This is a genomic window from Nocardia albiluteola (assembly GCF_018860155.1).
GTDB lineage: Bacteria > Actinomycetota > Actinomycetes > Mycobacteriales > Mycobacteriaceae > Nocardia > Nocardia albiluteola.
In genome coordinates this window covers 564,434-578,750 of sequence record NZ_JAHKNI010000002.1, presented here as the reverse complement: position 1 = coordinate 578,750, position 14,317 = coordinate 564,434, and the positions used below count along the sequence as shown (strand labels likewise).

15 protein-coding genes are annotated in these 14,317 nt (G+C 70.3%); 3 read left to right on the top strand and 12 right to left on the bottom strand.

Annotated features, from left to right (window positions below; all coding sequences use genetic code 11):
• Window positions 1-69 precede the first annotated feature (69 nt).
• Window positions 70-1,683: a phospholipase C gene (locus tag KO481_RS08505; protein WP_215916429.1), complete on the top strand. Its 1,614-nt coding sequence runs from the start codon at window positions 70-72 to the stop codon at window positions 1,681-1,683.
• 85 nt (window positions 1,684-1,768) lie between these two features.
• On the opposite strand, the gene KO481_RS08500 is transcribed toward KO481_RS08505, so the two are convergent.
• Genes KO481_RS08500 through KO481_RS08490 form a run of 3 tightly spaced genes read right to left on the bottom strand, consistent with a single transcriptional unit; the run spans window position 1,769 to window position 4,652 of the window.
• Complete coding sequence (locus tag KO481_RS08500) at window positions 1,769-2,524, bottom strand: NADPH-dependent F420 reductase (protein ID WP_372451977.1); 756 nt, start codon at window positions 2,522-2,524, stop codon at window positions 1,769-1,771.
• Complete coding sequence (locus KO481_RS08495) at window positions 2,521-4,008, bottom strand: UbiD family decarboxylase (protein WP_215916427.1); 1,488 nt, start codon at window positions 4,006-4,008, stop codon at window positions 2,521-2,523. The genes KO481_RS08500 and KO481_RS08495 overlap by 4 nt, the downstream gene beginning before the upstream one ends.
• 56 nt (window positions 4,009-4,064) lie before the next feature.
• Window positions 4,065-4,652: a UbiX family flavin prenyltransferase gene (locus KO481_RS08490; protein ID WP_308166429.1), complete on the bottom strand. Its 588-nt coding sequence runs from the start codon at window positions 4,650-4,652 to the stop codon at window positions 4,065-4,067.
• Window positions 4,653-4,722: 70 nt separating this feature from the next.
• Here KO481_RS08490 and KO481_RS08485 point away from each other — a divergent pair, with 70 nt between their 5' ends.
• The gene (locus KO481_RS08485) at window positions 4,723-5,613 is read left to right on the top strand and encodes a LysR family transcriptional regulator (RefSeq protein WP_215916425.1); all 891 of its coding nucleotides are present in this window, start codon (window positions 4,723-4,725) and stop codon (window positions 5,611-5,613) included.
• Here KO481_RS08485 and tsaD read toward each other — a convergent pair whose 3' ends face one another.
• The 6 genes from tsaD to alr are packed head-to-tail and all read right to left on the bottom strand — an operon-like array spanning window position 5,614 to window position 10,803.
• Window positions 5,614-6,648, bottom strand: coding sequence for a tRNA (adenosine(37)-N6)-threonylcarbamoyltransferase complex transferase subunit TsaD (tsaD, locus tag KO481_RS08480; protein ID WP_215916693.1), 1,035 nt, complete (start codon window positions 6,646-6,648; stop codon window positions 5,614-5,616).
• Window positions 6,649-6,653: 5 nt separating this feature from the next.
• The gene (gene rimI / locus KO481_RS08475; RefSeq protein ID WP_215916692.1) at window positions 6,654-7,193 is read right to left on the bottom strand and encodes a ribosomal protein S18-alanine N-acetyltransferase; all 540 of its coding nucleotides are present in this window, start codon (window positions 7,191-7,193) and stop codon (window positions 6,654-6,656) included.
• A 38-nt stretch (window positions 7,194-7,231) separates the two neighbouring features.
• On the bottom strand, window positions 7,232-8,005 hold the full coding sequence (gene tsaB, locus KO481_RS08470; RefSeq protein WP_215916424.1) for a tRNA (adenosine(37)-N6)-threonylcarbamoyltransferase complex dimerization subunit type 1 TsaB: 774 nt from the start codon (window positions 8,003-8,005) through the stop codon (window positions 7,232-7,234).
• Window positions 8,006-8,051: 46 nt separating this feature from the next.
• A complete protein-coding gene (gene tsaE, locus KO481_RS08465) occupies window positions 8,052-8,513 on the bottom strand; it encodes a tRNA (adenosine(37)-N6)-threonylcarbamoyltransferase complex ATPase subunit type 1 TsaE (RefSeq protein ID WP_372451955.1) in 462 nt (153 codons plus the stop codon).
• Window positions 8,514-8,566: 53 nt separating this feature from the next.
• Complete coding sequence (locus KO481_RS08460; RefSeq protein ID WP_215916422.1) at window positions 8,567-9,664, bottom strand: alpha/beta fold hydrolase; 1,098 nt, start codon at window positions 9,662-9,664, stop codon at window positions 8,567-8,569.
• Window positions 9,664-10,803, bottom strand: a complete 1,140-nt coding sequence (alr, locus tag KO481_RS08455; RefSeq protein WP_245400551.1) for an alanine racemase — start codon at window positions 10,801-10,803, stop codon at window positions 9,664-9,666. Before alr ends, KO481_RS08460 begins: the two co-directional genes overlap by 1 nt.
• Window positions 10,804-10,980: 177 nt before the next feature.
• On the opposite strand from alr, the gene KO481_RS08450 reads away from it, so the two are divergent.
• A complete protein-coding gene (locus KO481_RS08450) occupies window positions 10,981-11,799 on the top strand; it encodes an SDR family oxidoreductase (protein WP_215916420.1) in 819 nt (272 codons plus the stop codon).
• A 23-nt stretch (window positions 11,800-11,822) separates the two neighbouring features.
• Here KO481_RS08450 and KO481_RS08445 read toward each other — a convergent pair whose 3' ends face one another.
• The 3 genes from KO481_RS08445 to KO481_RS08440 form a co-directional block, all read right to left on the bottom strand.
• Entirely contained in the window at window positions 11,823-12,446 is a 624-nt protein-coding gene (locus tag KO481_RS08445) for a hypothetical protein (RefSeq protein ID WP_215916419.1), read from the bottom strand.
• 112 nt (window positions 12,447-12,558) lie between these two features.
• A complete protein-coding gene (locus KO481_RS43860) occupies window positions 12,559-12,687 on the bottom strand; it encodes a hypothetical protein (protein ID WP_281066033.1) in 129 nt (42 codons plus the stop codon).
• Window positions 12,688-12,754: 67 nt separating this feature from the next.
• Window positions 12,755-14,197, bottom strand: coding sequence for an NAD(P)H-hydrate dehydratase (locus tag KO481_RS08440; RefSeq protein WP_215916691.1), 1,443 nt, complete (start codon window positions 14,195-14,197; stop codon window positions 12,755-12,757).
• Window positions 14,198-14,317: the final 120 nt, after the last annotated feature.

Here is a 14,317-nt window from a genome sequence, read left to right as displayed (position 1 = left end):
GTGACTATCGTGTGACTTCCTATCGCCGTGGGGCGAGCGGGAATTTCTCACGATGCTTCAGGAGGAGATGTGAGCACAGGCTCCCAGGCGTGGCACACGCGGGCCTTCGGCCGCGGCAGGCAGCGCAAGCGCCGCACGGTCATCACCGCGGTCGCGGCGGCCGGGCTGCTAGCGGCCGCCGGGTGCTCCTCCTCGTCGGCTCCCGCCGCCGACGGCTCGGGCGCGACCACGACCCCGATCAAGCACATCGTGGTCCTGTACGACGAGAACATCTCCTTCGACCACTATTTCGGCACCTACCCGAACGCGACCAATGCCGACGGCGTGCCGTTCACCGCGGCGGCGGGCACCCCGGCGGTGAACGGGCTGACCCCGGATCTGCTGCAGCACAACCCGAATCTGTTCCAGCCCCAGCGTCTGGGCCCCACGCAGGCCATGACCTGCGACCAGGACCACTCCTACACCGCGGAGCAGGAGGCGTTCGACAACGGCAAGATGGATCAGTTCGTCCAGAAGACCCAGAAGGACGAGTGCCCGGCCGAGTACGGCCCCAACGGGATCGTCATGGACTACTACGACGGCAACACCGTCACCGCCATGTGGAACTACGCCCAGCACTATGCGATGAGCGACAACTCCTTCGGCACCACCTTCGGCCCGTCCACGCCGGGCGCGCTGGAGGTGACCGCCGCGCAGACCTACGGCGCGCAGGCCGTCGACGCGAAATCCGGCCAGCCGGTGAAGGATCCGAAGCTGGTGGCCGCGCCGGACGCGAACGGCGTCGGCTCCGATATCGACGACGCCGACCCGGCCTTCGACGACTGCTCGAACAAGGGCCACACCACCACCGACAACCTGATGTCCATGCAGGGCAAGAACATCGGTGACGAACTGAACGACAAGAACATCACCTGGGGCTGGTTCCAGGGCGGATTCACCCCGACCGGGAAGAACGCCGGGAAGGCCGTCTGCGGCACCAAGCACGCGAACCTCGGCGGCCAGCAGGTCGCCGACTACAGTCCGCACCACGAGCCGTTCCAGTACTTCAAGTCCACCGCGAACGAGCACCACACCGCCCCCGCCTCGCTGGACGAGGTCGGCCACAACGGGGCGGCGAACCACCAGTACGGGCTGGAGTGGTTCGCGCAGGCCGCCAAGGCCGGGAAGCTGCCCGCGGTGAGCTACGTCAAGGCCGCCGAATACCAGGACGGGCACGCCGGATACTCCGATCCGATCGACGAGCAGCACTTCGTGACCGACACGATCAACACGCTGCAGCAGTCCCCCGACTGGAAGTCCACCGCGGTCTTCATCGCCTACGACGACTCCGACGGCTGGTACGACCACGTGGCCGGTCCGGTGATCAACGGCTCCAAGAGCGACGCCGACGTCTACGCCCCGTGCGCGACCAAACCGGCGCTGGGCGACCACCAGGGCCGCTGCGGCACCGGCCCGCGCCTGCCGCTGCTGGCCATCTCGCCGTACTCCAAGGCCAACTTCGTCGACCATACCCAGACCGATGAGACCTCGATCGTGAAATTCATCGAGAGCAACTGGTCCCTGCCCGCCCTGGGCAACGGCTCGTCCGAGACCACCGCCGGCGACCTGACGGGCATGTTCGACTTCTCCAGCCCGAAGGGCGCCCAGCTGATCCTCAACCCGGACGGCACCGAAAAGCACTGAGCGCACAGCTATCGACGAAAGGCCCGGGCGACACCGCTGGTGCGCCGGGGCCTTTCGTCTGACCGGACGGTAATACCGTGGTGCGTCAGGAGTATTCGGGCGTCGGCGGAATGGCCTCACCCGCGTGGACCGCGGCGACGACGGCCTCGGCGTCCTTGCGGCGGTACTCCTCGCCGTACACCGCGCCGGGGCGGCGAGGCGACTCCATGACCGTGCAGCCGGCGATGCCGCCGAGGTCGATCGGCACGTAGCCCAGACTCGCGACGAAGTCTGCGACCACCGCCTTGGCATCGGCGTCGTCGCCGCAGATCCACTGCACGACCCGCTCGTCCACCGGGCGGCCGACCACCTCCTCCTGGAAGGCGGAGGTGAGCGTGTTGAAGGACTTCGTGTAGCGGGCGCCGGGCATGCGGGTGGCGTTGAAGCCCGCCTGCGTCTGCCCGGCCGCCGGTCCCGGTCCGGGACCGAACTGGTTGGTGGTGTCGACCACGATCGTGCCGTCCAGCGCGCCCGCCTGCTGCACGGCGCTGTCGATCGTGCTCCACGGCACCGCCAGCACGGTCAGGTCGGTATCGGTCACCGCCTCGCGCGGCGATCCCGCCCGCGCCCGCTCACCCAGCTCGGCGGCGAAGTCCGTCAGCGACTGGGGATTTCGCGAAAAGCTCAGCACGACCTCGTGCCCGGCGCGAACGGCCTGACGCGCGACATTGCCGCCGATGCGCCCTGCGCCGATGATTCCGATCTTCATCATTGTCCTCCCAACAGAGTGAGTTTCGGCGCCCGGACCGTACCTCCACCGCCTGGGCCGGTGTGCCGTTTCGTCCGAGCGATCGCAGGTCAGCGGTAGCCGTATTCCTGCCAGCGGGCCAGGACACGCTGCTGAGTCGCGGTGGGCCAGCCGTTTTCGAAGCTGCCCTTGATGGGGCGCTGGGATTCGTCGAAAAGGTCGGCCAACAGGCAGTTGTAGATGACCTTGCCCGCTCGGTACGAATGCTGTTCGACCTCGGAGAGATAGACCGAGAGGGCGGCGGTGAGTTCGGCAGGGAAGTGGACCTCACCGTGTTCGGGGTGGGCGCGGGTGGCGAAGGCCCAGACGATCTCGTTCACATTGGTGATGTCGATGTCGTTCTCCACCAACAACACCTTCGGAACCCCGAAACCGGCCTTGCCCGCGAAGACGATCTCGCCGACCCGCTGCGCGAGCTCACCCGAGGACACCGGCAGCTTGTCGTGCCAGTCGGAATCAGCGGCGACAACAAGCCAGTGCAGCGCCGATTCGTACGAGAACCAGGTCGAGGCGATCGGCAGCCCGGCCTCGCGCAACTGGTAGAGGATCTCGGCGGCGTGCATCGTGCCGGTGGCGGTGTGGTCCTCCTCCACCGGCGGCCCGGCGGCCACCACCGGGAGAATCGCGCCGTCGCGGTAGGTGATGGCGGAGACGTGGAAGACCGGCTTCTCCGAGGATTCAACGGCGTTGTAGCCGGGGTATTCGTTCATCGGCCCCTCCGGCACCGTCTCGTCGAAGGCGATATGCCCCTCGATGACGATCTCGGCGGTGGCGGGGACCAGCACATCCACGGTCTCGGCGGGCACCACCTCGATGCCCTCGCCGAACAGCGCTCCGAGGAAATGGGATTCGTCCGCGCCCTCGGGCAGCGGCATGGCCCCGACGAACGGCAGGCCGGGCTCGACCCCCAGCGCGAGAGCGATCGGCATGGGCTTGCCCTGCTCGGCCCACTTGGCGCGAATGATACCCAGGTGCTGCGGCCCGGGAATGAGGCAGGCCAAGGTGTTTCGACCGGCAATCATCATGCGGTTGATCGACCAGTTGGTCCACGAACCGTCCGGAGTCTTGACGATGTTCATCCCGTAGGTCTGAATGTATCGACCGCCGTCGTTGCCGTGGATGAGCGGGGTCGGGAACGCCAGCAGATCGATGTCGTCGCCGCGCACGATGTTCTGCTTGCACGGCGCGGTGGCGGCCGGGACCTGGACCGGCGGAATGCCCGGCTTGCGCCGGGCCTCGACGATCGTCTCGACGATCTGCTGCCCCGGCGCGTTCGCGGGCAGGCCGAGCGCCAACGCGATTCGCGCCAGCGGATGGCTGGGCCCGGACAGTCCGCCCGGCGCACCCAGCACCCGGAACCCGCTGTCCTGATAGCCGGTAATGTTGGTGAACAGCGGGGCCGGGGCCTTGCGGTCGTAGGAGCGGCGAATGATCGCGCCCAACTCCAGGTTCCAGTCGACCTCGGCGTCGACGCGCTGGATCTCACCGATCTCGGTGAGCGCATCGATGAACTCGCGAAGGCTCTTCAGATGTGCCACAGGCTCTTTCCTTCTCGTACTCGGGCATCGGCGGCCGTACGGCGCGCCGCGACGTTCTATTCGCTTGCGGTAACGGCGGTCTCGCCCCAGCGCGGCAGGTCCGGCACGTCGATCCCCAGCAGGTCCAGCGCGCGGCCCGCGGTGTGATCGACGATGTCGGCGACCGAGCCGGGGTTCAGGTAGAAGGCCGGGACCGGGGGCATGACGATGCCGCCCATCTCGGTGACCGCGGTCATGGCGCGCAGATGCGCCAGCGTGAGCGGGGTCTCGCGCACCATCAGCACCAGCCGCCGGCGTTCCTTCAGGGTCACGTCGGCGGCGCGGGTGAGCAGGTTGTCGTTGTTGGCGTAGGCGATCGCCGACAGGCTGCGGATCGAGCACGGCGCCACGATCATTCCGGCGGTGCGGAACGAACCCGACGCGATGGACGCGCCGATATCGGCGGGCCGATGCACCACATCGGCCATGGCGGCCAGATCCCGCGCGCTCAGCCCGGTCTCGTAGGCGCGGGTCTGCTGCCCGGCCGGGGTCACCACGAGGTGGGTCTGCACCCCGGCCTTGCGGGCCAGCTCCAGCACCCGGATCCCGTAGGCGATGCCGGTGGCGCCGCTGATCCCGACTATCAATCGCCGTTCCTCACTCACCGAACCAGCTTCGTCGTCGTCATGACTCGTCATCAACGGGCAAATTCGGCACAATCAATAAGCGATGTTTATGGTTGAGAACTCCGATACGGACCGTATCGACCCCGTCGAACTGCAGGCTTTCCTGGTACTGGCGGAAGAGCTCCACTTCGGCCGTACCGCGGCCCGGCTCGGGCTGTCCCAGCCGCGGGTGAGCCAGCTGATCCGGACACTGGAGCGCCGCATCGGGCGGCAGCTGTTCCACCGCACCAGCCGTCGCGTCACCCTCAATGCCTTCGGCGAGCAGCTACTGGCCGGCGTCCGGCCCGCCTTCGCCGACCTGCGCCGGGCCATCATCGATACCCGCCGGGCCGCGCGCGGCGTCCGGGTGGGCTTCCTGGGCCCGTATGCCTCCGCGCTGGACACCGGAATGGCCCGGTTCCGGGCACGCCATCCGGACTGCACCATCACGCGGATCCAGGTCCCGTGGATCGACATCCTGGGCCCGCTGCGCCGCGGCGAGGTCGACGTGCAGGTGTGCCTGGCGCCGATCCAGCAGCCGGATATGATGATCGGCCCGGTGCTGGCCACCTACCCGCGCATGCTGGCCGTCGCACGCACCCATCCGCTGGCTGGGCGCGGCTCGGCGGATCTGGAGGATCTGGCCGAACTCCCGGTGATCGGACCCGATCCGGCCGTCACGCCCGAATTCGCCCGCGAATTCTGGCCGCCGGAGACCACCCCGTCCGGCCGCCCGATCCGCCGCGGCCCCCAGGCGCGGACCGAGCCCGAGATGCTCAGCGCCGTCGCACATGGGGACGGGGTGTTCCTGACCACGGCGGCCATGCCCTCGCATTTCGCCCATCCCGGCGTGATGTTCGTGCCTTTCACCGGCATGCCGGACGCGCGCGCGATCCTGATCTGGCTGTCGTCCAACGACTATCCGAAGATCGCCGAGCTGGCCGAGCTGGCCACTGGCTGATTACGGCAGCTGGCTGGTGGAGACCGGCAGGCCGGGATCCGTTGCGACGGTGAGCGATGAGGGCTTGGCCCCACCCGCGATGACGTGTGCGCCCAGGGTCGCGATCATCACGCCGTTGTCGGTGCACAACCGGGGCTTGGGCACCCGCAGGGTGACACCGGCTGCGGCACAGCGTTCTTGCGCCATCGACCGGATGCGGGAATTCGCGGTGGCGCCGCCGCCGAGCACCAGGGTGTCCACGCCGACGTCCTGCGTCGCGCGAATCGCCTTGAGGGTCAGCACATCCGCTACCGCCTCCTGGAACGAGGCCGCGATATCGGGTATCGGCAGCTCCCGGCCCTCGCGCTGGGCGGCCTCGACATACCGTGCGACGGCGGTCTTCAACCCGGAGAAGGAGAAGTCGTAGCGGGCATCGCGCGGGCCGGTCATGCCGCGCGGGAACGCGATGGCCTTCGGATCACCGTGCGCCGCGGCGGCATCCAGCGCGGGGCCGCCGGGGTAGCCCATGTCCAGCAGCCGCGCCACCTTGTCGAAGGCCTCGCCGGCGGCGTCGTCGACGGTGCTGCCGAGCTCGACGATCGGCTCGGCCAGATCGGTCACGTGCAGCAGGTGGGTGTGGCCACCCGAGACCAGCAGCGCCACGCATGGCGGCATCGGGCCGTGTTCGAGGGTGTCGACGGCGACGTGGCCGCCGAGATGGTTCAGCGCGTACAGCGGGATATCCCACGCCGCCGCATAGGCTTTCGCGGCCGCGACCCCGACCAGCAACGCACCGGCGAGGCCGGGGCCGATCGTCACCGCCAGCGCGTCGGGCTTGGCGATGCCGGCCGCGGCCAGCGCCCGCCGCATCGCCGGGACGATCGCCTCCAGATGTGCCCGCGAGGCGATCTCGGGTACCACGCCGCCGAACCGTGCGTGCTGTTCGACGCTCGAGGCGACCTCGTCGGCGAGCAGCTCGCAGGTGCCGTCGGCACGCCACCGGACGATGCCGACTCCCGTTTCGTCGCAGGAGCTTTCGATGCCCATGACGATCATCGCACTCACGTGAGCACCTCGTTCGGCTGGTCGGCACCGCTGAGCGCGGGGCGGCGCATGGTGAAGGCGTCCGCGCCGCTGGGCTGGTAGTAGCTCTTGCGCAGGCCGATGATGTGGAAGCCGTGCTTCTCGTACAGGGCGATCGCGGGCGCGTTGTCGGTGCGGACCTCGAGGAAGACCGGACCGCCGCGGCCCCCGGCCTCTGCCAGCAGCGCGCGCAGCAGCAGCGTGCCGATCCCGCCGCGGTGACAGTGCGGGTCGACGCCGATCGTATGCACCTCGGCCTCGGGATACTCGAGGTTGCCCAGCAGGGCGATGCCGCCGTAGCCGACCATGCGGCCGGCTTCCTCCCGCGCGACCAGGTACCGGTTGTGCGCCCCGGCCAGCTCCGACCGGAAGGCCACCTCCGGCCACGGATCGTCCTCAGGGAAGAGCACTTTCTCGAGTTCGGCGCAGCGCGCGATATCGGCGGGCGTCATCGGCTCGATCCGGATCCCTACGGGCGCAACGGGATCCGATAACGGCAGGTCGACCTGGTCGCCCATGTCGCGTGCCGCGGTATCGGGCGACGGCGCCTCGCCGGTCACGAGCGGACCGCCTGATAGCTGCGCTCGACCGCATCGGGCCGACGCAGATACAGCGGTGTCAGCGGGCCCGGGGCCGCCCGGCCCAGCAGTTCGGCGGCCGCGCAGGCGACCAGGCCCTCGGGAGACGGCGTCTCCACCGGCAGCACAGGCAGATCGAAAAAGTCTACGTGCGAGGCGGATCCGGCGATCACCGTGGAATCGCCCGACTCCAGGTCACCCGGCTTGCACACCTGCGGCCCCGACACGCGCGCGACTGTGTCGACCCGCGCGCTCTCCAAGGGCCCCGCGCCCGGGCAATCACCGACGGCGGCCACCACGAACGCGCCCTCCGGCGCGACCCCGGACACGGCCCGGTAGCGGGCCCAATACACCTCGCGTCGACGGGCATCGGTAACGACCAGCAGCTCGGCCTCGGCGTCGGTGATATCGCGCCAGGCGGCGGCCGCGATCGCATCGAGGCTGCACACCCCATACACCGGCAGCCCCAACGCGTCGCCGAATGCGGCGGCGGTCGCCATGCCGACACGCAGGCCGGTGAAGGGCCCCGGGCCGAGGCCGACCACGACGGCGTCGAGCTCGGCGCGGGAACGGCCTGCCGCGTCTAGGCATTCGAGGATTTGCGGCGCCAGCACCTCGTTGTGCGCGCGGGCATCGACGGTCACCCGGGAGGCGAGCGTCTGCAGGTCGTGGTGCCCGGGGGCGGCCTGGTCCAAAACCACCAGTCCTGCTGTGACGGCAGGCGTCGCGGTGTCGACGGCGAGTACAAGCATGATTGCCTCAACGATACCGGTTGGTCACCTTCGGCCCGCGTGCGGTTCAGCTGGAGGCGACCCATTCCCAGGTGGCGGTCCGCACGTCGGAGTCGGGCTCCCGGCGCAGCAGAACTCGCAGGTGACGGTCGGCGAGATGTTCCACGACGCCCAGCCCCCACTCGACGACCACGACCGCGTCGTCCAGCTCGGTGTCCAGATCCAGGGCGTCGAGCTCGTCCAGATCGCCGCCGAGCCGGTAGGCATCGACGTGAACCATGGGGATCGCGCCGGGATGCCCCCCGGCGCGGTGCTGGCGGGCGATGACGAAGGTCGGCGAGCTCACCCGCCCCTGCACGCCCAGCCCCGCCGCGAGCCCGCGGGTCAGCGCGGTCTTGCCCGCGCCCAGCGGGCCGTCGAGGACGACCAGGTCGCCGGGGCCCAGGTCGCGGGCCAGCTCCCGGCCCAACGCCTCGGTGTCCTCGACCGTCGGCAATGTGCGCTGCTCAGCCACGAGATCCCCACTCACATAAAGTGATTCGCATCACAGCTCGAACAAACGACGCGAACACCCGTCCCGCCTCAACCACCCAGTACCTCCCGCCCGGCACCGGGGGCCGCGAGCCCACTGCGCAGCAGGAGGCGATCCAGGGCGGCATTCACCAGGTCCGGACACTGCAGGTGCACCATGTGCGCGGCGTCGGTGACCCGGACCATGTCCGCGTCGGGCAGGTGCCGGGCCAGCGCCGCGGAATTGCGGAACGGAATCACCAGGTCGTGCCCGCCGCCGAGGACCAGTGCGGGCCGCGGCGCCAGCAGGGGCAGCGCCGCGGACTCGTCGTGCAGCTCCAGCGCCTGGAAGAACTTCACCACGGTGGCGACCGGGGTCCGGTCGATCATCGAGGTGTTCATGCGCGACAGGGTCGGGCTCACATCTCCGTGGAACGAGCTGACGTGCAGTATCGGGGTGACGACGTGCCGCGCCGCCGCGCGCCCGGCCTGCATCAGGGCGGGCGCGGCGTGCACCGCCACCCGGAATCCGTCGATGGCCGGATGGCGCAGCAGCTGGGCCACTCCGGTGTCGGTGACCTCGGCCGCGGCGGTCGACAGCAGCGCCACCGCGCGCACCCGCTCGGCGAACAGCTCCGGGAACTGCGCGGCCGCGGCCAGGATCGCCATGCCGCCCATGGAGTGGCCGACCACCATCAGCGGGCCGGTAGGCGCGCAGGCCCGCACGACGGCGGCCAGATCGCGGCCCAGCTGCGGCACCGTGCAGCTCCCGACGCTCGGCTCACCGGACCTGCCGTGCCCGCGCTGGTCGAAGAACAGCATGCGCACCCCTGGGCCCCACTGCTTTTCGAGGTCGCGGCGCTGAAAATGGAAGGACTCCATGCTGTTACAGAAGCCGTGCACAAAAACGACCGTGGCCCGCGCATCTTCGGCCCCGCATTCGCGGACCGCCAGTGCCACACCGTCGTCAGCGACCACGGTGCATGCGCGGTCCCGATCCAGCAGCGTGAAATCCTCTTCGCGCAGCTCGTCGCAGCGCGCGGGCCAGCGCGCCGTGGCGCCGACCCGGCGCAGCGCATGCGCACCGGCCAGGCCGCCCAGCACGCCCGCCGCGGCCACCCCGCCGCTCCAGGCGCCGATCCGAAATCCCTGTGGCCGAGCCGATCTCATCAACACGCCCCTTCGCCCACATATCGCCGCACGACCCGCCCGCGGGGCGAGCACACGATCTCATAGTGGATGGTACCGAGCAGATCGGCCCACTGCTGGGCATGCGGATCCCCCGGCTTTCCGCCGAACAGCACCGCGGTGTCACCCTCGCCGACGCCCTCGGCGTTGGCGCCGAGGTCGACCACCAACTGGTCCATGCAGACCCGCCCCACGCTGGGATAACTCCGCTCGCCGATCCGCACCGTGATGCGGCCGCCCAGCGACCGGAACACACCGTCGGCGTATCCGGCCGGGATCAGCGCCACCGTGGTGTCGCGCGGGGCGACCCACTCGTGGCCGTAGGACACGCCCTCCCCGGCCGCGACCCGCTTGACCAGTACGACCCGCGCCTGGAAGGTCATCGCCGGGCGCAGGCCGAAGTCGGAGATCTCCGGGACCGGCGACAACCCGTAGAGCGCGATGCCGGGGCGGACCATGTCGAAGGCAAGGTCGGGCCGGGTCAGCGCCGCCGCCGAATTGGCCAGGTGCGCCACTTCGGGCTCGAGGCCGAACTCCTTCGCCGCGGCGATGGCGTCGAGGAAACGCTGGCGCTGCATGTCGTTCGCGGGATGCTGCGGCGTGTCGCCCAGCGCGAGGTGGGAGAAGACCGCACGCAGCCGCACCGCGCGCTCGGCGGCCAGATCGCGCAGCAGCCCGAGTAGCCGCGGATATTCGATGTCCGAGGCGCCGTTGCGGTTCAGGCCGGTGTCGACCTTCACCGAGACGGTCGCGGTCCGTCCGGTCGCCCGCGCCGCGTCCGCGACGACCTGAAGCTGGCGCGCGGAGGACACCCCGAGCTCGATATCGGCCGCGACGGCGGCGGCGTAATCGGCGTCGATGACGTTGAGCCAGCTCAGGATCGGGGCATCGATGCCCCCGGCGCGCAGCTCCAGCGCCTCCGGAATCGTGGTGACGCCGAGTTCGGCGGCGCCGGCGGCCAGCGCCGCCCGGGCCACCCGCACCGCGCCGTGGTTGTAGCCGTCGCCCTTCACCACCGCCATCACCGCGGCATCACCGGCGTGCCCGGCGAGCACGCGCGTGTTGTGCGCGATGGCGTCGAGGTCGACGACGGTTTCTACCTGCGGGTCGGTGCTGTTCATACGCACCGATCCTGCCATTGCCACGGCATGTGGCCGAGAGCCGGTGGGTCGCCCGGCCGCGATCGAGGGCATCGCCGGAGATCGGGCGGGAGGAAGTACTTGCTTGAAGTGCGCTCCAGGCGCCTACCGTGGTCAACGGGCATTACCGGCCCCTTTACTCGAGATGGAGGCCCGTTTATGAGCAAGGTTTGGTTCATCACCGGTGTGTCGCGTGGGTTCGGCCGCGAATGGGCGTTGGCCGCGCTGGAGCGCGGCGATCGGGTCGCCGGGACCGCGCGGGATGTGTCCACCCTGGACGAGATCGTCGCCAAGTACCCCGACACCTTCCTGCCGGTGCGCCTGGACGTCACCGATCGCGACGCCGACTTCGCCGCCGTGCAGGAGGCCGCCCGGCATTTCGAGCGGCTCGACATCGTCGTCAACAACGCCGGATACGGCCACTTCGGCATGATCGAGGAGCTGACCGAGGCCGAGTTCCGCGCGCAGCTGGAGACGAATGTGTTCGGCGCGCTGTGGGTTACGCAGGCCGCGCTGCCGATCATGCGGGCGCAGGGCAGCGGCCACATCATCCAGGTGTCGAGCATCGGCGGCATCAGCGCGTTCCCCTCGATCGGCGCGTACCACGCCTCGAAGTGGGCGCTGGAGGGGTTCTCGCAGTCGCTGTCCCAGGAGGTCGCGAGCTTCGGCATCCACGTGACCCTCATCGAGCCGGGCGGCTTCAGCACCGACTGGGCGGGCCCGTCGGCGAAGCACAGCACCCCGATCCCGGCCTACGACCACGTCCGCGAGCTGCGCGCCAGGCAGCGGGCCGCCCGCAATTCCGGCGACCCCATCGGTACCCGCGCGGCCATCCTGGAGGTCGTCGACGCCCCGAAGCCGCCCCTGCGCGTCTTCTTCGGCATCGACCCGCTGGGCATCGCCACCGCCGATTACGAGTCGCGGCTGGCGCTGTGGCGCGAGTGGGAGCCGACGTCGCGTTTGGCTCAGGGCGAGTAGGGGCGCGCCCCCGGCGGGTGGACTCAGGCCATCTCGGGCACTCTGAGATGGGCCAAGATCAGCTCGAACTCCGTCACCTCCTGGACGCTGACACCCGCCCGCCGGGTCAGCGTGCTTCTGATCTGATCGATCTGGACCCGGCTGCCCTCGAGCGCCCGCAGACCGGCCCACGCGGTCACGCCGACCGCGCGGCCGGTCGTCCGGTTGACGAACAGGCTGGCGCTGCAGAATCCGTCCATCGTCTCGAGTGCCGGCAGCACGCCCGTCCGGAAGGTCTCGATCTCTCGATCGATGTCGCCCGGATTGCCCTGCATCCAGGTGCACCGGGTGCTCGCGCCGTCGCCGGCGGCGTGAACGCGGTGCATGACCGGAACATCCCATTCCTCGATCACCTCGAGCCGACCCTCGAAGGCCAGGGACAGGCCGTCACGCAGGGGTTTCACCTGCGGTCTGCTGTCCTGCATCGCGGCTTCCGATTCCCACGCGGTGGTGGCGACGCAACGCCTCGAGGCCCTGTCGACGAGCAACGACAGCCCCACCCAGCCCTGCATCTCGGGCAGATTCGGCATCACCACATCGCGGAGGTACGCGGTCCCGGTGTCGATCGCCGACAGCCTGGCCACAATCGTGCTCGAACGTGCATACACGGGCCACCTCCCAGTGCGAAATGAGGCGGCGCCCTGGGCGGCGCCACCCGGACATACCCACCCTCCTCCACGGTGCGCCCGTACACAATGGCCCGACCAGGGGCAAGCCGGATCAGCCGCCCTGTTCCAAGACCACGACGTCCCATCCGACGGCCGCGACGAGTTCGCCCGCCGGCCCGAAGCAGACCGCGCCGACATCAGCGCCGAAGGCGAACCGGTGGACGAGCTGCCCGGTGGCCACGTCCCACACTCGCAGGATCCCGTCAGCGCTACCGGCAGCGGCGACGAGCAGGGTGCATCGCCGCGCTTCAGCGCGTGGCGAGGGCGCGGAGGGTCTGGATGGCGGAGTGCACCTGGTGCAGGAGTGGGGTGGCGGAGATGGGGGCGCCGGGGGCGTTGGCGGGCGGTGCCGCGTGGGCTGCCAGGTTTGCGGCCAGGGCGTGGGTGCGGGCTGCCGCGGCGGCGGCCCACTGCGGGGGACGGCCCGCGGCGAGCAGGGCGCCGATGATGCCCGACAGGACGTCGCCGGCGCCTGCGGTGGCGGCCCAGGAACCGCCCGCCTCGTTGACCAGGATGGGGGCGCCGGGTGTCGCGACCAGGGTGGCACGGCCCTTGAGCAGGACGGTGACCTGCCACTTCTCGGCCAGATCACGGACCGCGGCCGACCGGTCGGGGCCGGGGTCGGCGCCGGTCAGACGGGCGAACTCGCCCGCGTGCGGGGTGAGCACGGTGGGCGCGGCGCGGCCGATGACGGGGGCCGGGTCGGCGGCCAGCAGCGTCAACGCGTCGGCGTCGACCACCACCGGCAGGTCGGTGGCGAGGACTTCCGAAAGGCGTTCGCGGGCGGCGTCATCGGTGCCGCCGCCGGGTCCGCACACCCAGGCCTGCACCCGCCCGGTGGACGAAACGGTCTCGGCGGCAATCACTTCCGGAAAGTGGGCGAGCACCTCTGCCGCGCCTGTACCGGCGTAGCGGACCATGCCCGAGGTCGCGGCCACCGCGGCGCCGGTGCACAGCACCGCGGCCCCGGGGTAGGTCGCACTCCCGGCGCAGATTCCCGTGACGCCCTGGGTGTACTTGTCGTCGTGGGGGCCCGGCACCGGCCAACGCGCACCGATCGAGGCCGGTTCCAGCGCAGCGAGTTCGGCCGCTGGGAGACGTAAACCGATGGGCACCAGCTCGATTCGCCCGCACCATGGGGCGGCGAGCGCGTGCACCGGCTTGTGCGCGCCGAAGGTTACCGTGACATCGGCCCGCACGGCCGGGCCGTCCACCGCGCCGGTATCGGGGTCGACCCCACTGGGCAGGTCCGCGGAAACGATCGGAACATCCACTGCCGCAACGAGTTCAGCCGCTCGCGGGCGCAGCGGACCGCGCCCCGAGATGCCCACGATGCCATCGACCACCAGATCCGGCGCGCCGAGTTCGTCGGCGACGCGCCCACCCGAACGGCATAGTGCCGCAAGCCCTTCCGCATGCGCCCGCGCGGGGGAGAGCAGCACCGCCGTCACCGCCACCCCGCGTCGCCGCAGCATCGAGCCCGCCCACAGCGCATCGCCACCGTTGTCCCCGGAGCCGATCAGCAGCGTCACCGCCCGCCCGGCCACCCCGCCGGTGCGCGCCCGCAGCTCCGCGGCGACGACGCGGGCCAACCCGTAGGCCGCCCGCTGCATCGGAACCCCCGCGGGAACCCGCCCGAACAGCTCCGCCTCGGCCGCCCGCACCTGCTCCACCGTGAAATACCCGCGCATCGTCATGGACCGCCCTCCTACCGCATCGGCATCACACCGTCAGCAGACTACGCCGCCCGGGTCGGCGACTCGAGCGCCGCGAATGGTTGCGCGGCCCCGGCGGCGACGAGTACTCCCAAC

Excerpts from the sequence above, each read along its gene's own strand:
- KO481_RS08485 (WP_215916425.1), top strand. The coding sequence starts at position 4,723 with ATGGTTGAGAACTCCGATACGGACCGTATCGACCCCGTCGAACTGCAG.
- tsaD (WP_215916693.1), bottom strand. The coding sequence starts at position 6,648 with ATGATCGTCATGGGCATCGAAAGCTCCTGCGACGAAACGGGAGTCGGC.
- rimI (WP_215916692.1), bottom strand. The coding sequence starts at position 7,193 with ATGGGCGACCAGGTCGACCTGCCGTTATCGGATCCCGTTGCGCCCGTA.
- tsaB (WP_215916424.1), bottom strand. The coding sequence starts at position 8,005 with ATGCTTGTACTCGCCGTCGACACCGCGACGCCTGCCGTCACAGCAGGA.
- KO481_RS08460 (WP_215916422.1), bottom strand. The coding sequence starts at position 9,664 with ATGAGATCGGCTCGGCCACAGGGATTTCGGATCGGCGCCTGGAGCGGC.
- alr (WP_245400551.1), bottom strand. The coding sequence starts at position 10,803 with ATGAACAGCACCGACCCGCAGGTAGAAACCGTCGTCGACCTCGACGCC.
- KO481_RS08450 (WP_215916420.1), top strand. The coding sequence starts at position 10,981 with ATGAGCAAGGTTTGGTTCATCACCGGTGTGTCGCGTGGGTTCGGCCGC.
- KO481_RS08440 (WP_215916691.1), bottom strand. The coding sequence starts at position 14,197 with ATGCGCGGGTATTTCACGGTGGAGCAGGTGCGGGCGGCCGAGGCGGAG.